The 20590-nt window shown below is 34.8% G+C and carries 25 protein-coding genes and 1 riboswitch; of the genes, 7 read left to right on the forward strand and 18 right to left on the reverse strand.

Annotated elements, in window-relative coordinates; translation table 11 throughout:
- Nucleotides 1-28: 28 nt before the first annotated feature.
- From SCA31_RS07735 to SCA31_RS07775, 9 genes are all read right to left on the reverse strand, one after another.
- On the reverse strand, nucleotides 29-619 hold the full coding sequence (locus tag SCA31_RS07735; RefSeq protein ID WP_410696386.1) for a hypothetical protein: 591 nt from the start codon (nucleotides 617-619) through the stop codon (nucleotides 29-31).
- Nucleotides 620-755: 136 nt separating this feature from the next.
- Nucleotides 756-1673 carry an alpha/beta fold hydrolase gene (locus tag SCA31_RS07740; protein ID WP_410696387.1) on the reverse strand — a complete coding sequence of 306 codons (918 nt, stop codon included), beginning with the start codon at nucleotides 1671-1673 and terminating at the stop codon, nucleotides 756-758.
- 80 nt (nucleotides 1674-1753) lie between these two features.
- Nucleotides 1754-1918: a hypothetical protein gene (locus SCA31_RS07745; RefSeq protein ID WP_410696388.1), complete on the reverse strand. Its 165-nt coding sequence runs from the start codon at nucleotides 1916-1918 to the stop codon at nucleotides 1754-1756.
- A 172-nt stretch (nucleotides 1919-2090) separates the two neighbouring features.
- Complete coding sequence (locus SCA31_RS07750) at nucleotides 2091-2642, reverse strand: putative glycolipid-binding domain-containing protein (RefSeq protein WP_410696389.1); 552 nt, start codon at nucleotides 2640-2642, stop codon at nucleotides 2091-2093.
- A gap of 50 nt (nucleotides 2643-2692) precedes the next feature.
- On the reverse strand, nucleotides 2693-3265 hold the full coding sequence (locus tag SCA31_RS07755; RefSeq protein WP_410696390.1) for a Crp/Fnr family transcriptional regulator: 573 nt from the start codon (nucleotides 3263-3265) through the stop codon (nucleotides 2693-2695).
- Between the two features lie 468 nt (nucleotides 3266-3733).
- Complete coding sequence (locus tag SCA31_RS07760; RefSeq protein WP_410696391.1) at nucleotides 3734-3982, reverse strand: hypothetical protein; 249 nt, start codon at nucleotides 3980-3982, stop codon at nucleotides 3734-3736.
- A gap of 137 nt (nucleotides 3983-4119) precedes the next feature.
- Nucleotides 4120-4656, reverse strand: coding sequence for a GNAT family N-acetyltransferase (locus SCA31_RS07765; protein ID WP_410696392.1), 537 nt, complete (start codon nucleotides 4654-4656; stop codon nucleotides 4120-4122).
- A gap of 12 nt (nucleotides 4657-4668) precedes the next feature.
- A complete protein-coding gene (locus tag SCA31_RS07770) occupies nucleotides 4669-5061 on the reverse strand; it encodes a VOC family protein (RefSeq protein ID WP_410696393.1) in 393 nt (130 codons plus the stop codon).
- A 20-nt stretch (nucleotides 5062-5081) separates the two neighbouring features.
- Complete coding sequence (locus SCA31_RS07775; RefSeq protein ID WP_410696394.1) at nucleotides 5082-5867, reverse strand: hypothetical protein; 786 nt, start codon at nucleotides 5865-5867, stop codon at nucleotides 5082-5084.
- Nucleotides 5868-5971: 104 nt separating this feature from the next.
- Between SCA31_RS07775 and pafA the strand changes: the two genes are divergently transcribed.
- From pafA to SCA31_RS07790, 3 genes are all read left to right on the forward strand, one after another.
- Entirely contained in the window at nucleotides 5972-7618 is a 1647-nt protein-coding gene (gene pafA / locus SCA31_RS07780) for an alkaline phosphatase PafA (protein ID WP_410696395.1), read from the forward strand.
- A 205-nt stretch (nucleotides 7619-7823) separates the two neighbouring features.
- A riboswitch (cobalamin riboswitch) is annotated at nucleotides 7824-8000 on the forward strand.
- A 31-nt stretch (nucleotides 8001-8031) separates the two neighbouring features.
- Entirely contained in the window at nucleotides 8032-9861 is a 1830-nt protein-coding gene (locus SCA31_RS07785) for a TonB-dependent receptor plug domain-containing protein (protein WP_410696396.1), read from the forward strand.
- 20 nt (nucleotides 9862-9881) lie between these two features.
- A complete protein-coding gene (locus SCA31_RS07790; protein ID WP_410696397.1) occupies nucleotides 9882-10949 on the forward strand; it encodes a hypothetical protein in 1068 nt (355 codons plus the stop codon).
- A 170-nt stretch (nucleotides 10950-11119) separates the two neighbouring features.
- On the opposite strand, the gene SCA31_RS07795 is transcribed toward SCA31_RS07790, so the two are convergent.
- The 9 genes from SCA31_RS07795 to SCA31_RS07835 all read right to left on the reverse strand — a co-directional run bounded on the left by SCA31_RS07795 (nucleotide 11120) and on the right by SCA31_RS07835 (nucleotide 18021).
- Nucleotides 11120-12538: a CCA tRNA nucleotidyltransferase gene (locus tag SCA31_RS07795; RefSeq protein ID WP_106915005.1), complete on the reverse strand. Its 1419-nt coding sequence runs from the start codon at nucleotides 12536-12538 to the stop codon at nucleotides 11120-11122.
- 156 nt (nucleotides 12539-12694) lie between these two features.
- On the reverse strand, nucleotides 12695-12922 hold the full coding sequence (locus tag SCA31_RS07800) for a nuclear transport factor 2 family protein (protein WP_410696398.1): 228 nt from the start codon (nucleotides 12920-12922) through the stop codon (nucleotides 12695-12697).
- Between the two features lie 109 nt (nucleotides 12923-13031).
- Nucleotides 13032-13580, reverse strand: coding sequence for an L-threonylcarbamoyladenylate synthase (locus tag SCA31_RS07805; RefSeq protein ID WP_410696399.1), 549 nt, complete (start codon nucleotides 13578-13580; stop codon nucleotides 13032-13034).
- Nucleotides 13581-13704: 124 nt separating this feature from the next.
- Nucleotides 13705-14298: a hypothetical protein gene (locus SCA31_RS07810; protein ID WP_410696400.1), complete on the reverse strand. Its 594-nt coding sequence runs from the start codon at nucleotides 14296-14298 to the stop codon at nucleotides 13705-13707.
- 40 nt (nucleotides 14299-14338) lie between these two features.
- On the reverse strand, nucleotides 14339-14851 hold the full coding sequence (locus SCA31_RS07815) for a DinB family protein (protein ID WP_410696401.1): 513 nt from the start codon (nucleotides 14849-14851) through the stop codon (nucleotides 14339-14341).
- Nucleotides 14852-14931: 80 nt separating this feature from the next.
- Entirely contained in the window at nucleotides 14932-15378 is a 447-nt protein-coding gene (locus SCA31_RS07820; RefSeq protein WP_106915010.1) for a GNAT family N-acetyltransferase, read from the reverse strand.
- A gap of 71 nt (nucleotides 15379-15449) precedes the next feature.
- Nucleotides 15450-16589: a cystathionine gamma-synthase gene (locus tag SCA31_RS07825; RefSeq protein WP_410696402.1), complete on the reverse strand. Its 1140-nt coding sequence runs from the start codon at nucleotides 16587-16589 to the stop codon at nucleotides 15450-15452.
- A 92-nt stretch (nucleotides 16590-16681) separates the two neighbouring features.
- Nucleotides 16682-17005, reverse strand: coding sequence for a gliding motility protein GldC (gene gldC, locus SCA31_RS07830; RefSeq protein WP_410696403.1), 324 nt, complete (start codon nucleotides 17003-17005; stop codon nucleotides 16682-16684).
- 32 nt (nucleotides 17006-17037) lie between these two features.
- Nucleotides 17038-18021, reverse strand: a complete 984-nt coding sequence (locus SCA31_RS07835; protein ID WP_410696404.1) for a gliding motility protein GldB — start codon at nucleotides 18019-18021, stop codon at nucleotides 17038-17040.
- A 52-nt stretch (nucleotides 18022-18073) separates the two neighbouring features.
- On the opposite strand from SCA31_RS07835, the gene SCA31_RS07840 reads away from it, so the two are divergent.
- The 4 genes from SCA31_RS07840 to nadE are packed head-to-tail and all read left to right on the forward strand — an operon-like array spanning nucleotide 18074 to nucleotide 20589.
- The gene (locus tag SCA31_RS07840) at nucleotides 18074-18712 is read left to right on the forward strand and encodes a leucine-rich repeat domain-containing protein (protein WP_410696405.1); all 639 of its coding nucleotides are present in this window, start codon (nucleotides 18074-18076) and stop codon (nucleotides 18710-18712) included.
- A 9-nt stretch (nucleotides 18713-18721) separates the two neighbouring features.
- Nucleotides 18722-19261, forward strand: a complete 540-nt coding sequence (locus SCA31_RS07845; protein WP_410696406.1) for a GNAT family N-acetyltransferase — start codon at nucleotides 18722-18724, stop codon at nucleotides 19259-19261.
- Nucleotides 19248-19781: a GNAT family N-acetyltransferase gene (locus SCA31_RS07850; protein WP_410696407.1), complete on the forward strand. Its 534-nt coding sequence runs from the start codon at nucleotides 19248-19250 to the stop codon at nucleotides 19779-19781. The genes SCA31_RS07845 and SCA31_RS07850 overlap by 14 nt, the downstream gene beginning before the upstream one ends.
- Before the next feature lie 13 nt (nucleotides 19782-19794).
- A complete protein-coding gene (nadE, locus tag SCA31_RS07855) occupies nucleotides 19795-20589 on the forward strand; it encodes an NAD(+) synthase (RefSeq protein ID WP_076352457.1) in 795 nt (264 codons plus the stop codon).
- Nucleotide 20590 lies beyond the last annotated feature (1 nt).

Here is a 20590-nt window from a genome sequence, read left to right on the forward strand (position 1 = left end):
AATTATCTAAGATCTTATAATCAAAGGCCTATTTTAATAGTTGAATATAGACAAAATCCAGATCTTGAAATTTTAGTTTATTAAAATTCTTATTTGGAATTTGAATTCCATTTAAATTATCAAAAAGAATTGAATAATCTGCAGAGCCAAATTCCTTTTGCATAATTTGCTCTGTTTTGTCCCGTGTTACTTTTACTGTCTTTTGATATTGGGTATAATATTTTGTCTGATCTTTAAAATCAATCGGAATGGATGTTATTGTGATATTTTTAGTTGAGGTTTGGGCGAATACCTGAAATGCCACATAGATAATATCTCTTTTGATATTTTCATCAATTATTTTATCTGAATCTCCTTCTACAATCGGTTTTGAAATCTGAATATGGAGGTTATTCTCATCACTATTGATAAAATTTAATGTTCCTTGTTCAAGAGTGAAATCATGGGCATCTTCCAGCATTTCTTTTACAGATTTAAACTTTTTGAGTTCAGATGTGGAGACTTTTTGAGGTTGAATTATTGTGTTTTCAATAATTGCTGGTTTGTTTTTTTTATCATTGCTACAACTCAGAGATATGAGTGTAATAACCGACAAAATTGGATTAAATTTTATTTTCATGATCATTTTTTGCAATAATTCAAAATTAAAGAATCTTCGATTTTGATCATTACGGAAAGCCATAATAGTGTTGCCAGCCAGCTGGCAATAGATTCGGGGCGGCCTTTGGCCGCCCCGAATCTATAAGGGTTTATTTTTACTTTATTTTACTCATAAATTGGGTAACCGTGTTCACAAACTCTTTATTCTTTTCATAATACAAAAGATGTCCGCCATCGATGGATACTACTTTCTGATTAGGAAACTTAAAGGTTTTATAATGTTGGGTTCCTACTGCTTTATCCTTTTTCCCGGTAATAATGAGTACAGGGATACGAATCTCTTTTGTCATTGGAGCGTAATCTGCATAATATTCCGGATAGTCTTTAGGCTTTGAAATAACTGCCATCCCGAAATCTATGATCCGTGGGTGAAGTGAATCAATCTTATCCATCTCCTGTATGGTTTTGATGTCATCAGTAAGAAATTTATAGCCTATCCGTTTTTTTCTTAATAAGCTGCTTATTTTTGAAAGTTCCGAAGAAAGACTGTCTTTGGAAACTGTTTTATTTTCTGTTTGCAGAAAGCTGTTTCCATATTCAATTTGTTCTTTTATGGATTCATTATTCAGAAAGTGAAGGGTGACATTGGCCAGGATAATCCCTTTGGTATGTTGTGGATATTTTTTTGTATAGTTAACTGCAATAATTCCACCGAAGGAATGGGCCAGAAGGAACACTTTCTTCAATTTCAGATGCTGTCTCAATTCTTCAATATCCTGAACCATTTTTTCTAAATGATAATTCTCCGACTGACCAGATTTCCCTGAGCCACGTTGATCCATATAAATCATCTGCATTTTCTTTTCAAGATTATTTCCACTCATCAGTTCAAATGACGGATATCCTTGGCCGGGTCCTCCCGGAATATAGATACATGGATTTCCTACTCCGGAAACTTTATACTTTATTTCGACATGATCCGAAGTTTCAAAAAAATCTTCGGAAGTATTGGTCTGAGCTGAAACAGGAGCCAGAGAAATGAATAAAAAGAAGAGTAAAGAGATTGCTTTCATATAGTAATAACAGTTAAGAAGTAAGTTTTATTACTTTCTTGAATTCTGGCGTATGGATATTCCTTTTGGTAGAGTAAAAGTTATTCTTCACTCTCATCATTCCTAAAATCGCTCATCATTATGAGATGAGATTCACTGATTGCATCTTTTTCTTCTTGGGTCCAGATGTCAAGTTCAAGCATTTGCTTTCTGGCATCATAAAGGGAAACCTGTTGAGAATGTTGCAGAAAAGCCACGCATCCCAAAAAAGAAACGTTATTTTCTTTCAGTTCCTTAATTTTATTGCTGAGTTCCTATTTATTTTGAGCTTTAAAGGCGAGAGCAGCCTCTTTGATTTCATAAATAGTCATTATGATTTTATATTTAAAAATAATTAAAATAAAAAACTCCTGTAATGAAGTATCTGAAAATGTAAAATTATAATTCTCCAATTTTTTCAAACAAGTCCGGATAAGTGACGACCAATCCATTTTCATCCACTAGAATTTCTGCTTTAAAGTAGGTTTGGATATTTTCATATAGGTATTTGTTGGCAGCAGTCCGTGTATACCTCTGTTGAGCTGGTTTAATATGATGGTTCAAAACATCAATATAAATCACATCAATTTCCTGTGGGTTATTTTCTTGAAGTTTCAAATGATGTATTGGCAATGTATTGGTAAATGGAGTTAAGGAAATATCTATATATTTAAACCCTTTACAGTCCGGATGTATAACATTATTGATTACCCATTCCTCCTGCAATTTTTTGCCAGTTAGTTGATGTTTGATTCTATTGATTTCAGATTTGATAACAAATTCATGAATTTTCCAGTCTTTATCAATGATGAGGTTATAGTCCACCGCATAAATCTGATCTTTGTAAAAGCCAATAATTCTTGATTCTACAATGTAGCACCCGTTATCTTCCTTGATGTTAAAGTATTCGAGAGACTGATAGGTTATTCCTTTCCAGATCAATGTTGTCATTTTGCTTGGTTTAATAAATTTTATAGATTGTTTTTTATAAGAGTATCATATTACTGCGTTATTCTTCGCTTTCTAATTCTGCTTAATGTTTCCCTTGCTACTCCAAGAAATGAAGCCAGCTGAGTAAGGGGTACCCGTTGCATCATTTCGGGATATTTCTTTTCCAGATATTCTAATCTTTCCTGCGCAGAATACAATTTGAATAGATTGGAAAACTCTTCCTGTTTAGAAGCAAACTGACGGATGCAATGACGGCCTAATGCTTCTATTTCTGGGGACTGTTCTGCAGTCTTAAATAGTTTTTCTTTATCGAAAATAATAGCATACACTTCCTCGCAGGCCATGATGTTGAATTCAGACGCTTGCCTGCTTCCAAAACTGTTGATATTGGTTGATATTTCATTTTCAAAGAAAAAACCTGTATTCTTTGTCACTCCATTTATTTCATAATAACTTTTACAGAATCCTTTATCAATAAAAAATAAAGAATGGCATACTTCCTCTTCCCGTAACATCAATTCGTTTTTCTTGTAAATCTTTTCTGAAAGAGCAGTTTGAAGTAATGTCCAGCTTTCATCAGAAAATGGAGTAAGGGTATGAATGTATTTCAGTAGATTTTTCATGATTGAAATATTTTTTTCTAATATCCGAATTTTAATTTATGTAGTAGGTTGGGGGGATGTTTTTATAAAAAAATAGTAACACTCAGGTTTTTTGGGATTACAAACCTGATGATATGGTCATTGTTCCTGGCAAGGTATTCTGGCAATCCGCATCTGATAATTTACCTTCTCGTAACAAAAGACTTAATTTTCAAAAAGCAATAATGAGAAATGCGTTGATGATATTAGGAATGTTTGCTGTACTTTTTTAGTTATAGTAATAACTTTTAGTTTGTTAGATAAACACTCCAGATAATGCCTATCAAACCATAATTATAAATCCCTATTCAAATCGGTTTTTTTATTTTAAATGTTCATTCATTGGTCGTTCTTATCAAAGGGATAAAGTATCCAAGCTAAGATTATTTCTGTTACTAGAAACAAAAAAAGAGCGGTAAAAAACCGCCCTAATTTATCTAACAACTAACTTTAATAATGACATCCACATCCTGTTTCCCATTCCTGACAGAAGCGTTGTGGCTCATGACAAGGAGTACCGCCACCAGTGCCTCCTCCAGGATTACCACCTCCGCCAGTTACTCTGTAGCAGGTATCTCCACTACAGTAATAGGATCCATGGGTTGGAGGGCAAACACCATCTAAACAAAAGGCATAAGCTGTATCTCCTCCGCTAATTAACACCAATTGGCTTCTCTTTAATTTTTTTAAATTTTTCATAGTAATTAATGTTTTTAATTTGCTGATTACTAATGTATAAAAAATATAAGACACTAGCAAGTGTTTTAATTTTTTAATGAAAGAAAAAAAATAATAATGCAGAGATAATATTAAAAAGAGCGTCTTTAGTTTTAGAATTAATCAATATCCAAGGTCATAAAAAGGGCAATTTCATCAGGATTATTATATAACCTTGTATTCAGCCCTGTGATATTGAATCCCATTCTTCTGTAAAACTGTATGGCAGGATAGTTGGTATTCTGGGTTTCCAGTTCAATGACTCGGCAGTTGAGGCTTCGAGCTTCTTTGATGGCGTTTTTAATCAGTATAATTCCGATTCCGTGTCTTCTGTATTTTTCATTGACAAGAATGTTTTCTATGTAAAAACTATTGTTCCATGTTCTATGTTCACCTATGATCCAGCCTTGGAGTTCACCATCTGCAAAGGCTCCAAAAGAATTGTCTTTTTCAATGATTGTATTAAGCTCCTCCAGTTCATCAGCATCAGTCTCCCAGGTTTTGCTATAAGATAAGGACTTTTCCCTTAGGGTAAACTCAAAGGAATTGGAGTATTCTATAGACGAAACAGAATAAATTTTATCTGTTGTATACCCATTATGGCCCCAATTCAGGCTGGGGTTGGAGGATAACTTTTGTAGTTTTTTTATTTCCACGAAGAAGAATGTTTATTGAATTTCAGTACAGATTTCCACTAAATAATGGTCAAGATCCTTGATATAGGCTGTTTTTTGGCCCCAAGGTTTTACAGCAATTTCTTCATACAGTTCAGCGCCATTTTTTACTGCCTTTTCCAACAGTGCTTCCACATCATCGGTTACAAAGCCAAGTTCTATTCCAAAAGGTTTTGCTTCTGTTTTGGAAGGTAGAAAGCCTTGTTTTAGGTTTGAACCAGCTAAGCTGATTGAAGCAAAAGAAAGACTGGTTTCACCGGTAAGTAATTCTCCATAGTCTTTTTCAGGGGTAATGAATTTTATTTCGGCCTCAAAGGTATTCTTATAGAAATTCATGGATTGTTCCACATTTTCCACGTACAAAATGACGTATTTAAACTTAATCATATTATTAAATTATAATGGGTTTATTTTTTGATTAAAATGTATTCTTCATCCACAATCAGTTCGATATGAGGTCCGTTTTGCGGATAGTTGTTTAATCCACCAAAATGGCCAAAATGAAGTGAATATTTTTGACTGAGCTGTCTTACCTTATTTCCAAATGAATTAACATGAACAGTCAGGATAGCATCTTTGCTCTGTCGTCCATTGGTGAAAAAAAGCATTACATTACAATGATTATTAAAATCATGGTCTTTATAATAGAATACATTAATATTTTCTTCTCGGCATATAGAAATCAGATCGTTGATGAAGTTTTTTTTATCTGCTAAGGGTAGGTTACAGTCTATTCTTATTGAAAGATTTTCAGCATTGTTCTTTTTTAAATCTGAACTAACGATTTGAATAAACTGATGTTCAATATTTTCAAAACTTTCCCTTTCCGGCGGGTAGTTTTTATTGAGTTGAGCTTTAAAAGGACCGCTTGAATCCAATAGTTTTGCATTTTCTTGAATCAACAAATCTTCTATTTCGGTTGCAAATTGAAAATGATAATCGAAAAGCTGATGATCTCCAATACTAATAATAAGCTGATTCTCATTGATGGCAAGGGATAAATAAGTTCTTTTGAAACGTAATTTCAATTCTTCCAGTTGTCTGATGAGGTTTTCAATATTACTGACCTGAACTCTTGCTGCCAGTTCTGCATCATGATCTGCATGACCTCTATATCCCTCAAAAAACCTGAAAAACTTGAAGTGGTATAGGTTTTCAGGGAATTTAAAGTACCAGTATACTCCTAAAATCATGATGAATTGGGTTAAGGAATTGAATAAAGATCAAATTTAAATAAAATTTCATACTCTAAACCTTTCAAAACCCCTAAATTTGTGATCAATAAAAATTTACTTGGATGCTTAGGAACATTTCAATTGCGGCAGCTACTTTTTTGTCCGTAGTTACAATCAATGCGCAGAAGAACAGAAATTCTCAATTGGAAAGACCCAAATTAGTAGTAGGTCTGGTAGTGGATCAGATGCGTTGGGATTATCTATACCGTTTTTACAATAAATATGGAAATGACGGTTTCAAAAGATTGTTGAATACAGGATATTCTTTAAATAATGTACACATTCCGTATGTTCCTACCATTACAGCGTTGGGACACACATGTATCTATACAGGATCTGTACCTGCCATTCACGGGATTGCCGGAAATGACTGGACGGATAAGGAAACGGGTAAAGGGGTATACTGTACTGCAGATGACAGCGTTCAGCCTGTAGGAACTACCAATACAAAGACAGGAAGCCATTCTCCGAAAAATCTTTGGTCTACAACGGTAACGGATGAATTAAGACTGGCAACCAATTTCCAGGGAAAAGTAATTGGTGTTTCTTTGAAAGATCGTGCTTCCATTCTTCCTGCGGGACACACTCCAAACGGAGCATTCTGGTTTGATGACAGTACCGGAAATTTTATTACAAGTACATGGTATATGAATGATCTTCCTCAGTGGGTAAAATCATTCAACTCTCAGAATTTACCGGAAAAATTAGTAGCGAATGGTTGGAATACGTTACTTCCAATCAATCAGTATACAGAAAGTTCACCTGACAATTCTTCTTGGGAAGGGTTATTGGGAAGTGCAAAGACACCTACTTTCCCTTACAATGATCTGGCTAAAGATTATCAGACAAAAAAAGATAACATCCGTTATACCCCTTTCGGAAATACACTGACTTTGAAGTTGGCAGAAGCGTCTGTAGAAGGTGAAAAGCTAGGAGGTGATGCTATTACAGACTTTTTAGCAATCAACTTGGCTTCCACGGATTATGCTGGGCATAAGTTCGGGCCGAACTCCATTGAAGTGGAAGATGTATATATCAGACTAGATCAGGATTTAGCACAATTCTTCAACTATCTGGATTCAAAGGTTGGAAAAGGAGAGTATACTGTTTTCCTTTCTGCTGACCACGGTGGAGCTCATTCTGTAGGATTCCTGAAAGAACATAAAATCCCTACAGGTTTCTTCGGAGAAGGAGCTGAGAAGAATATTAACGAAAAGTTGAAATCGAAGTTTGGTGCTGATAAATTGATTAATGCAATTGATAACTACCAGATTTATTTTGATAGAAAAGTATTGGCAGACAGCAAGCTTGAGTTGGATGATGTAAGAAACTTTACGGTAAAGGAATTAGAAAAAGATCCTACTGTTTTATATGCCGTTTCGGTAGATAAAGTTCAGGAATCTAGTATTCCGGAACCTATCAAGCAAAGAATTATCAATGGAATCAACAGACAGAGAAGTGGTGATATCCAATTGATTTCCCATGATTCTATGCTTCCGCCATATTCCAAAACAGGAACTACACACAGTGTATGGAATTCTTATGATTCACATATTCCATTGATCTTTATGGGATGGGGAGTGAAGCAGGGAGAAAGCAACAAGGCATATCATATGACAGATATCGCTCCTACAGTTTCTTCATTATTGAAAATTCAGTTCCCAAGTGGAAATGTTGGAAATCCAATTACAGAAGTAATCGGTAAATAAGTAAACATCTTATTATATATAATCAGCTGCTTTCGTATGGAGGCAGCTGATTTTATTTTATATATGTAATGTTTCAAGCTTAAAGTTATCTGAATTTTTACAGTAAACCTATATGCATCTATTTTTGTTAAAAATAGGTACAGATGATCATAACATGTAAAGGCTGGCCTATAAATTTGCTTTTTGGTCAATACATTTAAAAAGCTATCTTTGCAAAAATTTTGGTTTCCAGCATATTGGAATGAAAAGGGAATTGGGTGAGATCCCCAGACTGTCCCCGCAACTGTAAATCGCAACAAGAGTTTCTGTAAACAGCCACTGTACAAACGGGAAGGCGCAGAAAGCGAAAGTCAGGAGACCTGCCAGAATAATAATCAAAAAACATATTGCTTTCGGAGGAAAAGTGGAATAATATGGATATAAAAAGATCTTTAGTACTGTTTTTGTCGTCTTATGGCTGCTTTCTTTTCGGACAGGAGAAAGTTGTTGATACGATTTATATTTTCGATAGTCAGATGAATAAGGTGAAACTTTTTCATCCTGTAACAACGATTAGTGCTGAAGATGTCAAAAAGAATTCCAGTAATCTTTCTGAGCTGCTGAGATTCCAGTCTGCTGTTTACATTAAGGAAAACGGTCGTGGAGCAGTTTCTTCACCTTCTTTTAGAGGAACAACAGCCCAACAGACGGCTTTTGTCTGGAACGGAATTAATATTAACTCTAATTTTTTAGGTCAGGGAGATATTAATAATATTGCTTTGTTCGGGTATGACCAGATAGGAATAAAAGCCGGTGGGGGAAGTGTCACTTACGGATCCGGAGCTATTGGGGGGAGTATTCACCTGAATAATAATCTCGATTTCAATAAAGGCTTTCATGGTATGCTGTTTTCAGAAGTAGCATCTTTTAATACTTATAATAACTTCCTTAAAGGAGCTTATAGCAATGAAAAGTTCAGCTTTAAGGCTTCAGGAAATTATTCTGTAAGTGAGAATGATTATGAAGTAAAAGAGGCTAAAAACTACATCAATAGAAACGGCCAGTACTATAATACAAATTTCAATATGGCTGCAGCTTATAAAATTGCGCCGTATCACCAGGTTTCATGGATTTCGGAGTTCTTTAACGGACAACAGCATTATCCAATCCTCTTTGATAATGAAACTGAAACGAAATACAGAACTCAAAATATAAGAAGTCTGATTTCATGGGATTGGAATAAAACACTATTCAATAACTCTTTCAAGGCAGCTTATACAGAGGAAAACTTTCAGTACTTTGCTAAAGCTGATGGTCCTCAGACCAGTGGTGGAACAGGGAAGAATTATATCCTGAAGAATGATTTCAATTATTTTCTTAATTCTAAATGGAACTTCAATGTTATTGGAGAATATCAGCTCAATAAAGGTGAGGGATATGGCTCCGGAATAGATAATATAAGTCGAAATATGGGATCAGTTTCAGGGCTAGTAAGGTATTTTCCTGTAAAAGATCTACGTCTTGAAGCCGGAATACGAAAAGATTTCGTGGGGAAAATTAGCTCACCTGTACTATTTTCTTTTTCAGGAAAATGGAATGCCATCAATTGGTATACTCTGGGACTGAGTGTTTCAAGAAATTTCAGGGCTCCATCTTTTAATGATTTATATTGGCAGCCGGGAGGTAATATGGATTTAAAGCCGGAGACATCCTATCAGTTTGAATTGAGAAATCAGTTTAAGGCAGGGGCTTTTCAGATGTCAGTCGCTCCTTTTTACCTGGATATCCGCGATATGATAAGATGGCTTCCAACTTCCTTAGGCTATTATCGTCCTGTAAACACAGATCATGTAAGATCATATGGGGTAGAGTCTCAAATGGAGTATATGAAAAGATTGGGTAAGCATCTTCTAAAAGGAAGCCTGGGATATACCTATACAAATTCTCAGGATCTGGAAAAGAAAAAACAACTGATGTATGTGCCATTCCATAAGTTCACCGGAAATATTGATTACCAGTATGAGTTTATAAAAGTTTATGTTCAAGGACTTTTTAACGGACTTACCTATACGGATTCCAACGAAAAGAGAAGTGAGGCTTTGGAAAAGTATTTTGTAATGAATGCCGGGCTTGGCCTTACGTTCCATAAGGATTATACTATAGGATTCAAGGTTAATAATATTTTCAATGAAGTTTATTACACCATGTTTGCGTATCCTTTGCCTAAAAGAAATTACAGCGTAAGTTTAAATATCAATTTTTAAAAAAATAAAATTAAGTATATATGAATATTAAAAGAATTTTACCTCTTGCATTTGCTTCCATGTTACTTTTCAATGTTTCATGTAGCAGTGATAATGATAGTGAGACTACACAGTCAACTACGTATGAAAACGGAATCCTTATCTCTAACGAAGGTGGATTTACAAAACCTACCTCTGATGTTACTTTCTTGAGCAACAGCCTTGGGAATATATTTACTAACATCTATTCTGAGAATAACAATAAGGAATCTTTTGGTAAGGTACTTCAAAGTATAGGCTTCCTTGGAGATCGTGCTTATTTGGTAGCGAATGTTCCTAACAAAATCGAGATTGTAAACCGTTATACATTTAGAAAACAAGCTACAGTAACTGCTAATCTTGATAATCCAAGATATATAGCATTCTCTGGAAATAAGTATTTTGTAACGAATAATAACTTTACGGATGTAAGAAAGCTTAATGCCTATAATATTGCAGATAACACCTATGTAAATAGTGTTAGTTTTCCTCGTTATGCTGAAAAAGTAGTGGAAGCAGAAGGAAATATTATTGTACAAACTGATGGTATTGGTTATAACACGGCTCCTCCTTTTGATTCATTTGCAACAGGATATACAATCACTGTTGTAAGCCCCTCTACCAATGCTATAAGCAAGACGATTACACTCCCTAGCGTAGGGATTATTAAAGACCTTATTTCTTACAAAGGAAGCGCTTATGTACTGGTTTCTGATAATACAGATTCCTACATTTACAAGATCAATTCTTCTGCAGGAACTTTTACAACAACTACTCTTACGGGAATTCCTAAAGTTCAGAAACTGAGAGCAGATAGTGATAAGTTCTATTTTATTACTGATACCAATAAAATTTATGGGATGGCTGTTAATTCTACAACTGTTCCTACCACACCTATTGCTACTGCTGTAGGGAATGTTTATGGTTTTGACGTTATTGATGGTAGAATATTTGCCGCAGATGCAAACTTCTCAGAAGATGGTAAAGTAAATGTTTACAATGCGAACAATGGTTCTCTATTGAAAAACTTTACGGCAGGCGTTGGAACAAACGGGTTCTATAAAAATTAAGAATAACGCTTAGGCGTACGCAAAATAATTTTTTATTTTTTCATCATTTGTGTTTTTTTCCGGACGGGCTCTAAGAGCCTGTCCGGCTTTGTTATATACCTCATTGAAGCAAACGAAATACGGCTGGATGTGAAACACATCCAGCCGTATTTTATAGAGTATAAATTCTATTATATTTTTAGTCCCAGTTTTTCTGCTTCAGCAATAACAAACTTGGTTGCTTCCTCTTTTTCATTTGGAATTTCTCCCTCAAGGATTGCTTCTTTTACCTTTTCCTTTAAAATACCGATTTCACGGCCCGGCTTAAGGTCAAACATTTGCATAATCTCCTCTCCAGTGATAGGAGGCTGGAAGTTCCTTACCTGATCCTTTTCCTCTACTTCCTTGATCTTAACTGCCACATATTCAAAATTTTTCTTGAATTTCTCCTGTTTTTTAGAGTTTTTAGTGGTGATATCAGCCTTGCAAAGTGTAAAAAGTTCCTCAAGGTTTTCTCCTGCATCAAATAAGAGCCTTCTTAATGCAGAATCTGAAGCATCATCTGTAATAAGGGCAATAGGTCTGGAAGAAAGTTTTACCATTTTTTGAACATACTTCATATCGCTTCCCAAGGGCAGTTTTAATCTCTGGAAAAGAGTCTTTACCATTTTTGAACCTAAAAATTCATGTCCATGGAAAGTCCAGCCTGTTCCTTCCACAAACTTTTTGGTAGGAGCTTTTCCGATATCGTGAAGTAATGCAGACCAACGCAGCCAAAGGTTATCAGTATTCACTGAAATATTATCTACCACCTCAAGAGTGTGATAAAAGTTATCCTTATGGGTTTGTCCTTCTACTTCCTCTACCCCTTTAAGTTCTATTAATTCAGGAATGATAAGCTTTAAAAGCCCCGTTTGTTCCATTAATTTTAATCCTACAGATGGTTTTTCAGATAACATGATCTTGTTAAATTCAACCATGATTCTCTCCATAGAAACAATATTGATTCTTTCTGCTTCCTGCTTAATGGCATTTAAAGAATTTTCTTCAATGGTAAAGCTTAGGGTTGAAGCAAAACGTACTGCTCTCATCATTCTCAATGGATCATCAGAATAGGTTTGGGCAGGTTCTAATGGAGTTCTCAGAATTTCTTTTTCCAGATCTTCAATCCCATTGAACGGATCAATAAGTTCTCCGAAATTATCTTTATTTAAAGAAATGGCCATCGCATTGATGGTGAAATCTCTTCTTTTTTGGTCGTCTTCCAATGTTCCGCCCTCCACTTCAGGTTTGCGGCTATTTTCTGTATAACTTTCCTTTCTGGCACCTACAAATTCAAGTTCAAGATCCTTGTACTTAATCATGGCAGTTCCATAGGTTTTGAATACAGAAACTTTTAATTTAGGATCAATGTCCTTAGCTACATTCTGGGCCAGTTCAATACCGCTTTGCTCGGTCACAAAGTCAATGTCCGTAGAAGCCTTTCTCTTCATCAGAAGATCCCGAACATATCCACCAACAATGTATACAGACTGGTTATTCCTTTCTGCAGCTTCAGAAATTATTTTAAAAAGTTTTAAATTCTTATTTTGATTAAGATTAATTTTCATCGTTTATAATAGCGTCAATTTCTACCCATGCCGTTCACTACTCATAATGAGCGTACATTTTACTAATTTTTCCCTCTTCATTAAAAAACATTACTTCCACAGCGTGTTTATCCATAATAGACTTATAAAGTAATGCTACAGAACCCATTCCAGCCGTTAATTGGATGAGATCAAAGTGTGAAGATCCGGAAATTTTTCCAATGCTTTTTTCCAGTATTCCCGGACAGCCTCTTTACCTTTTAGAGAACTTTCCTTTCCTCCGGTAGCCATGGCAATCATGGGAGTGGTGATCTCTATATCTTCAGAATAATGAGAGAGAACATCCTCCAAATCATGAGAGTTCCAGGCATTTATCCACATTTTAGCGAATTCCTGATGATTCATAGCATCTATTTTATGAGTTGGGTTTTGCAAAGATAGAACTAAAAAAAAGAAATTCTGTTGATATGAGCCGGCAAGGCTCTAAAAAAATGAAGAGATTAATCCGAAGTTTTTACTCCCTAAGAACTTTTATTCTGTTATCACCCCATATTTTGATAACCGACGAACCTGAGTATTTTGAAACCTTATCTCTATCTTCTTCCACGGCATAGTCTACAAGACTTATCATTTCTTCGGAGATATCAGAAAACTTTAAAGGACTTTTCTCACCACTGAAATTGGCAGATGTAGAAACCAAAGGCTTATTCAACTTGGTAATTAATTTTTTACAAAAATCATTTTTTACCAACCTGATTCCTATGCTTCCATCTTCAGCAAGCAACTCTTTAGGTAAACCTTTTGGATTTTCATAAACAATAGTTACCGGCTTTTCGCTTAGATCAATGATTTCCCAAGCCATTTCCGGAACATCTACTAAATCCTGAAGCCTTTTTTCAGACTCAACCAAAATAATCATGGATTTATTTTTATCGCGTTTCTTGATGTCAAAAATCTTATTGACCGCTTCTATATTGGTAGCATCACAACCAATCCCCCAAATGGTATCAGTAGGATAGAGAATAGTTCCGCCGGATTTTAATATTTCGATTATTTTTCCCATAATTTTATTTGAATTCAAAACAGTTGATAAAGGTAAAAAATATATGAATTTTGAACAAAAAATTGAGGGATAAATGAAAGTGTATTTTGATAGCTCTTTAGCAAAAGTCTAAAAGTGATAAAAATTATAAACCATGGAAAAATGACCTAAAGTAATTTTTACGTCTAGTTGTTTCAATATATTCTTTTTGTAGCATTTTTTTGAAATCTCTTTTAATGAGATGTTGAGAAAATAGTACTGTGAAATTTGATTTAGAACCTTCCTTAATTACTGTATAGAGAATGACGTTACTTTTTAAAAATATAATATAAGTTTGTTCATAATTTCCTGGACTGTAAATACCAGTAGCTTCATTAAGGAATATTAGATTGTCAGCCGCTTTAGAGATCCTATAATTATGTCCTTGAGCATATTTAATAATTCTATTCTTAGCTTCAGCTTTAGAAATGGTGAATTTAATTTCCTTTAATTTTTTTTCCGTGAATTTGCAATATATTATATATAAGCTAGAAGTTAATAGAATAAGTAAGATAATATATTCAAAGCTGCTATTAAGAGATGGCTTTATTTGGGAAAAACCAAACAAAGCAAACCCTGCTAACGTAAGATAAGCAAAATAGATGGTTAAAGTATCAAATTTATCACTCCAACTTTCTTCAAAAACCAATTTTTTATATTGAATACTTTCAGTGATTTTTAATTCTTTTAATAATCTCATGGGAATAACTATTGAAACTTTTTTAATATACCCTTATATTTTACATCCATCCCAATTTAGATAAATATCTTTCTTCAATAATATTCAAATGGTGATAATTATGGCCAATAATAAGTTTTCCAATGGTCTCTACTGAAATTTCATGGCCATTGGCTGTTCCAATACTTTGTAAAGCAGCAGGATTCATGGTTTCCAATAGAATTTTTGAAGATTTTCTTACCAATTTATATTCCTCCAATAAAGATTCAAGGGATCTTTCATTGGCGTAGGATTTTTCAGCATATTCATTTTCATCAAATCCCGGGAGGTTGTTTTTTTCTCCTCTGGCAATGGCGAGTATTCTGTATTGAAAAACTCTTTCAGTATCTGATAGATGCAATAAGACTTCTTTCAGTGTCCATTTACCTTCAGCGTAGGCAAATTTAGATTGTTCTTCAGTAAGATTAGAATAAATTCCTGCTGTTTTCTCTTTTGATTTTATTAATTCAGCTGACCAGTCTCCGGATGGAATAAGGTCTAAATATCTTTGGATGTATTTTTGAAAATCTGTCATATTATTTTGGATTATAAGTTAAGGTGAGAGTGGTGATAATGTTAGATATAATACATTTTATTTTTTACATCTTACAAAACCTATGAATTGCTCCACTCGTAGAAATTTACAGAGTCATACAGTTCAAAACCGGATGATGGATACAATTGATTTCCTATGTCATTGCTTTTTCCTGTTTCAAGCAGTATTCCGCAGGCATTGGAAGCTTTGCATAATTCCTTGGCTTTTTCAATAAGTTCTTTGGAGTATCCTTTTCCTCTATGATTTTCATTGACATACAAGTCGTTCAACAGCCAATAGCGCTGCATTCTTGTAGATGAAAATATTGGGTATAATTGTACAAAACCGGTGAGTATACCATTTTCCTCTGCAACAAAAATTTCAGAATCCTTGTTTTCAATTCTTTCCTGAAGAAAATTTTCTGCCGCTGGAACATCGGATTGCTTATGATAAAATATTCTGTACTGATCAAATAATTCAGCGAGTTGAGGCAAATCTGAAATGATGGCTTTTCTTGTATTTTTCATAGATATTTTGTGGTGGTAATAAAAAATGAGAAAGATATTAAATCCTTCTCATTTTAGTTTATTGTGATGTATTAAGAAAAAGCTTTTTCCAGATCTGCAATAAGATCTTCCGCATCTTCAATACCAACGCTTAAACGAACCAGATCATCAGTGATTCCTAATTCAGCACGTTTTTCTGCAGGGATGGAAGCGTGAGTCATTAAAGCAGGGTGGTTAGCTAAAGATTCTACACCTCCTAGAGATTCTGCCAGTGTAAATACTCTTACTTTCTCTAAGAATTTAACAGCATCTTCTTTCTTACCGGATTTGAATGTGAATGAAACCATTCCTCCGAATTCCTTCATTTGGGATTTTGCCAATTCATATTGAGGGTGAGACTCCAATCCAGGATAAATTACTTTATCAACTGCCGGATGATTTTCAAGATATTTTGCTACTGCAAGACCATTGTCCGAGTGTCTTTGCATTCTTAATGCCAATGTTTTGATCCCTCTTAGTACAAGATAAGAATCGTGAGGTCCTAAAATACCACCACTTGCAAATTGGATGAAGTGAAGCTTGTCTCCCAGTTCAGCATCTTTAGCAATAAGGGCTCCCGCAATCACGTCAGAGTGTCCACCTAAATATTTAGTGGCTGAGTGCATTACAATATCAGCTCCCAGATCAATTGGTCTTTGGATATAAGGGGTAGCGAAAGTATTATCTACCGCTACTAAAATATCTTTTCCTTTAGCAATCTCTACCACAGCTTTGATATCTACCAATTTCATCAAAGGATTCGTTGGAGTTTCTACCCAGATCAATTTAGTTTTATCAGTAATGACATCAGCAATTTTAGAAACATCATCAAAATTTACGAAAGTAAACTTCAACTGATATTTTTCAAAAAGTCTGGTAAACATTCTGTAAGTTCCTCCGTAAAGGTCATCTACAGCAATTACTTCATCACCTGGATTTAGTAATTTTAAAACACAATCAATGGCTGCAAGTCCCGAACCGAAAGCTAAACCTCTCGCTCCGTTTTCAATACTTGCCAAAGAGTCTTCCAACGCTTGTCTTGTAGGGTTAGCAGCTCTTGAATATTCATATCCGGAATGTACTCCCGGGCTTTTCTGTGCAAACGTAGAGGTTAAAAATACAGGAACATTTACAGAACCCGTTGCAGACTCATGATGCTGCCCTCCGTGAATTACTTTTGTATTAAAATTCATAATATTTTATAATTTATCAATCTAACAGCGTACCAATGTATTAATGTTTTATCATTATTATATTGGGCAACAGTTACATGTATTGGTTACTTTTACTTAATAGCTGATTTTACTGCAAACTCTTCTGCAATCCCTTCCAGCCATTGTGCTACATCTTCTTCACCGGTAGCTCTTTGATACGTACTTCCTAAAGACATTAAAATCTGGTGGATAAACATCTTCATTTGATCTACTGGCATTTCTTTTGTCCAAAGATCAATTCTTAAAGCTTCCATTGCTTTATCATCCCATACAGAGATCATCGTTGCTTTCGTTTCTTCTTTTTCAATACCTCCATCCTGAGCGTTCCATGTAATGTTTTCAGGGATGTGGTTTTCATCCAGCTCTACATCTATCGTAATCTGAGTTTTTCTCATTTCTCTATTTTTTCTAAATTCTAAATTTTCTATTATTTAAGTTTCGGTTTATAACCGGACTGATTAAAGATTGTTGTGGCATCCATTTTCAGGAAATCCTTCAGCTTAGTTTCAGGTTTTTCTTTAAGATAAGCCTTGCAGATCTGCCATCCTGTAAAGATTCCAATTTGTGGTGAAGACTCATTGTCAATTTCAGTATAAAACTTTGAAAATGGTCCCGGCGCAATAAAACGTTCACCTAATCTTGGATCATCACCAAACAGCAAATTGCTCTCCACAAAATAATTCCAGATATTGGCTTCATTGGAAGTCGCCCATTCATACTGCTTCTTGGTGTAATTTATTTTCAAATAATCAGGAAAGTCGGGAAGAAAAGCATCCTGTAAGATCATCACCTTTCCGTTAAGAATAACCTGATCAATAAATTTCTGGTGATCGGCAGATTCGGTTACAATATTTTCAGCAAAAAGCTGAGAAACCTTGGGAACAATATTCTGAGGGTTCATCGACTTTTGAAAATAAAGTTCCAGTCCTTTGTAGTGAGCGTTACCATCTCCCATAAATCCTGTAATATCTATGAATAAAAGATTTCCTTTCTGATCATAAAAAATTGGATCCTGAACCATTTGTAATGCAGATGAAAACAGAAATACCTTTGGACTCTTAAACTGAGGGAAATAATGCTTTATATGGGAAAACAAGTCCTGAAGCTCTTTTTGAAGCTTAACCTGATCTATTTTTCCAATAGCTTCCTTATAGATTTTTATTTCTTCTGCATCAGTTCTTCTTTTTCCGAAATCTGTATCAGAAACACTGCCCTGAAACCAAGGAAACTGGGATTTAAACTGCTCCAACGAAATATTAGGATTATAGAATTCCTTAGAAATGTCAGTCATTTCAACCTTTCCAGCAGTATCTTTAATCTCTATTTTCCATTGATTTTCGGTTTCTTTTTTGCAAGAACTCAGTCCTGCAACTAAAATAGAAGAAAGCGCAATATATCTAAAAATCTTCATTATTTTTACATGGAATTTAAGTTTACAAAAATAAGGATTAAATAGACAATTCATGATGAAAATTAAAATATTTACAGCCCTTAGTCTTATTTTAGGGCTTGCTTTTTTCAATGGACAAAAGCTTGAATTTAAAGATAAAAACCTGGAAAAAGCCGTTATCGAAAATTTTGACCTGAATAAAGACGGAGTAATAGAGGCCTCAGAGGCTGAAATGGTTGCCAATTTATTTTTGGTTCAGAAAGATATCAAATCTACGGAGGACCTGGCCTTTTTTAAAAATGTAAAAATGATCTTGCTTGATGATAATACAATTCCTGTTATTCATCTGAAAAATCTGGAAAAGCTTGAACTCTTTTCATGCACAGGCTGTAAAATCTATTCATTCACGGCAGAAAATCTGAAAAAACTGGCTTCATTGTATGTAGATAACAACCTTTTGGAAAGTATTTCACTGAAAGATACTCCAAGAATCGATCAATTAACATTATCTTTAAATACACTGAAAGCAGTTGATCTCACTCAACTCAAAAATTTAAGAAAACTAAATGTAGAACATAATAAGATCCAGAAAATTGACATTTCGGGAAATCCGCTTTTGCAAACCTTAAATGTAGGTGGAAATAAAATGAAAGAAACAGATATTAAAAAGGGATTGAAAACGGATGTAACTGTTTTTGGAACTGAACAATAAACTAATACTATGAAAATAGAAACAAAAAGATTGATTTTAAGAAAACTTGAAGACAGAGATGCTGAAAGAATGTTCCTTATGCATTCTAACCCTGAGGTGATGAAGTATCTTGAAACTCCTGTAACATCATTGGAACAATCACAGAATGATATCAGAATGATTCAGAAACAATATGAAGAAAATGGAGTAGGGAGGCTGGCTGTGGTTGAAAAAGAAAGCGGACTGATGATAGGATGGTGCGGGTTAAAATTACTGAAGAAACCCATCAACGGCCATGTTGAAACACTGGATCTTGGCTATCGTTTCATTCCTGAATTTTGGGGGAAAGGCTATGCCTGGGAAGCTGCAACAGCTACTCTTGAATATGGTTTTAATGATTTAAAAGCTGAGACTATATACGCTTATGCAGATTCAGGAAATGCAGGTTCAAACTATATTTTAACAAAGCTGGGTTTTGAAAATACAGGCGAATTTGAAGATGATGGGGTAAGATATTTTTGGTATCAATTGAAACGCGAAAATTATAATGTAGAAAATGGTAAAGATTAGACAAGAAGAAGAAAAAGACTATAAAAAAGTTTTTCAATTGATAGAAGAGGCTTTCAGAGATATGGAGCATAGTGACCATCAAGAGCAATTTTTGGTTGAGAAATTAAGAAAATCGGATGCTTTTATTCCGGAATTATCACTGGTGGCAGAAGATGAAAATGGTGACATTGCAGGACATATTTTGTTTACAAAGCTTCGCATTGAGAATAATTCAGAAACTTTTGAGTCACTTGCCTTGGCGCCAGTCTCCGTAAAACCTGAGTTTCAAAATCAGGGAATTGGAGGAAAACTTATTCTTCAAGGACATCATATTGCCCAAGAACTAGGATATCAATCTGTTATTTTAATTGGACATGAAACGTATTATCCGAAGTTTGGTTACGAAAAAACGAGTAATTTTGGGATTTCATTTCCGTTTGAAATTCCAGAAGAAAATGGAATGGCTATTGAGCTGGTAAAAGACGGACTTAAAAATAAAAATGGGGTTGTAAAATACCCTAAAGAATTTGGAATAGACTAAAAAAATATAAACGATGCAGACACAAAAAGTGATAGACCATATTGTAGGCTGGTTAAAGGATTATGCAACAAAAGCTAAAGTAAACGGATATGTATTAGGAGTTTCCGGAGGAGTAGATTCCGGAGTGGTTTCTACATTGGCAGCAATGACAGGACTGAAAACATTGCTTATCGAAATGCCTATCCGCCAGAAAGCAGATCAGGTAGACCGGGCAAAGGACCATATGAATGATCTAAAATCAAGATTTCCCAATGTGGAGATCATGTCTGTAGATCTTACTCCTGCTTTTGAAGAACTTTATAAAACCTTTGATGTAAAAGACGATCTGTATCCCAACGAAAAACTGGCTTTTGCCAATACAAGATCTCGCTTGAGAATGCTTACCCTGTACTATTACGGGCAGCTTAACGGACTTTTGGTATGCGGAACAGGAAACAAAGTTGAAGATTTCGGGATCGGATTTTACACAAAGTATGGTGACGGAGGAGTAGATGTATCCCCAATTGCCGATTTATATAAAACTGAGGTGTATGCACTTGCCAAAGGCTTGAATTTAATTAAAAGTATTCAGGAGGCTATTCCAACAGACGGACTTTGGGATGTAGACAGAACTGACGAACAGCAGATCGGAGCAACCTACCCAGAATTGGAGAAAATTCAGAAAGAATACGGAACCAAAACGGCTGAAGACTATGAAGGAAGAGATAAGGAAGTATTCCTGATCTTTGACCGAATGCATAAAGCTGCAAAACATAAGATGGATCCTATTCCAATCTGTGACATTCCGGAAGAGTGGAGAGAATCATAAA

Source organism: Chryseobacterium sp. SIMBA_028 (assembly GCF_046535285.1).
Taxonomy (GTDB): domain Bacteria; phylum Bacteroidota; class Bacteroidia; order Flavobacteriales; family Weeksellaceae; genus Chryseobacterium.

Coding starts and splice junctions, on each gene's coding strand:
- SCA31_RS07785 (WP_410696396.1), top strand. CDS start 8,032: ATGGATATAAAAAGATCTTTAGTACTGTTTTTGTCGTCTTATGGCTGC.
- SCA31_RS07835 (WP_410696404.1), bottom strand. CDS start 18,021: ATGAAGATTTTTAGATATATTGCGCTTTCTTCTATTTTAGTTGCAGGA.
- SCA31_RS07750 (WP_410696389.1), bottom strand. CDS start 2,642: ATGACAACATTGATCTGGAAAGGAATAACCTATCAGTCTCTCGAATAC.
- SCA31_RS07850 (WP_410696407.1), top strand. CDS start 19,248: ATGGTAAAGATTAGACAAGAAGAAGAAAAAGACTATAAAAAAGTTTTT.
- SCA31_RS07775 (WP_410696394.1), bottom strand. CDS start 5,867: ATGATTTTAGGAGTATACTGGTACTTTAAATTCCCTGAAAACCTATAC.
- SCA31_RS07840 (WP_410696405.1), top strand. CDS start 18,074: ATGATGAAAATTAAAATATTTACAGCCCTTAGTCTTATTTTAGGGCTT.
- SCA31_RS07740 (WP_410696387.1), bottom strand. CDS start 1,673: ATGAAAGCAATCTCTTTACTCTTCTTTTTATTCATTTCTCTGGCTCCT.
- SCA31_RS07795 (WP_106915005.1), bottom strand. CDS start 12,538: ATGAAAATTAATCTTAATCAAAATAAGAATTTAAAACTTTTTAAAATA.
- SCA31_RS07825 (WP_410696402.1), bottom strand. CDS start 16,589: ATGAATTTTAATACAAAAGTAATTCACGGAGGGCAGCATCATGAGTCT.
- SCA31_RS07770 (WP_410696393.1), bottom strand. CDS start 5,061: ATGATTAAGTTTAAATACGTCATTTTGTACGTGGAAAATGTGGAACAA.
- SCA31_RS07815 (WP_410696401.1), bottom strand. CDS start 14,851: ATGACAGATTTTCAAAAATACATCCAAAGATATTTAGACCTTATTCCA.
- SCA31_RS07800 (WP_410696398.1), bottom strand. CDS start 12,922: ATGAATCATCAGGAATTCGCTAAAATGTGGATAAATGCCTGGAACTCT.
- SCA31_RS07755 (WP_410696390.1), bottom strand. CDS start 3,265: ATGAAAAATCTACTGAAATACATTCATACCCTTACTCCATTTTCTGAT.
- pafA (WP_410696395.1), top strand. CDS start 5,972: ATGCTTAGGAACATTTCAATTGCGGCAGCTACTTTTTTGTCCGTAGTT.
- SCA31_RS07845 (WP_410696406.1), top strand. CDS start 18,722: ATGAAAATAGAAACAAAAAGATTGATTTTAAGAAAACTTGAAGACAGA.
- SCA31_RS07790 (WP_410696397.1), top strand. CDS start 9,882: ATGAATATTAAAAGAATTTTACCTCTTGCATTTGCTTCCATGTTACTT.
- SCA31_RS07810 (WP_410696400.1), bottom strand. CDS start 14,298: ATGAGATTATTAAAAGAATTAAAAATCACTGAAAGTATTCAATATAAA.
- SCA31_RS07805 (WP_410696399.1), bottom strand. CDS start 13,580: ATGGGAAAAATAATCGAAATATTAAAATCCGGCGGAACTATTCTCTAT.
- SCA31_RS07820 (WP_106915010.1), bottom strand. CDS start 15,378: ATGAAAAATACAAGAAAAGCCATCATTTCAGATTTGCCTCAACTCGCT.
- nadE (WP_076352457.1), top strand. CDS start 19,795: ATGCAGACACAAAAAGTGATAGACCATATTGTAGGCTGGTTAAAGGAT.
- gldC (WP_410696403.1), bottom strand. CDS start 17,005: ATGAGAAAAACTCAGATTACGATAGATGTAGAGCTGGATGAAAACCAC.
- SCA31_RS07735 (WP_410696386.1), bottom strand. CDS start 619: ATGAAAATAAAATTTAATCCAATTTTGTCGGTTATTACACTCATATCT.
- SCA31_RS07760 (WP_410696391.1), bottom strand. CDS start 3,982: ATGAAAAATTTAAAAAAATTAAAGAGAAGCCAATTGGTGTTAATTAGC.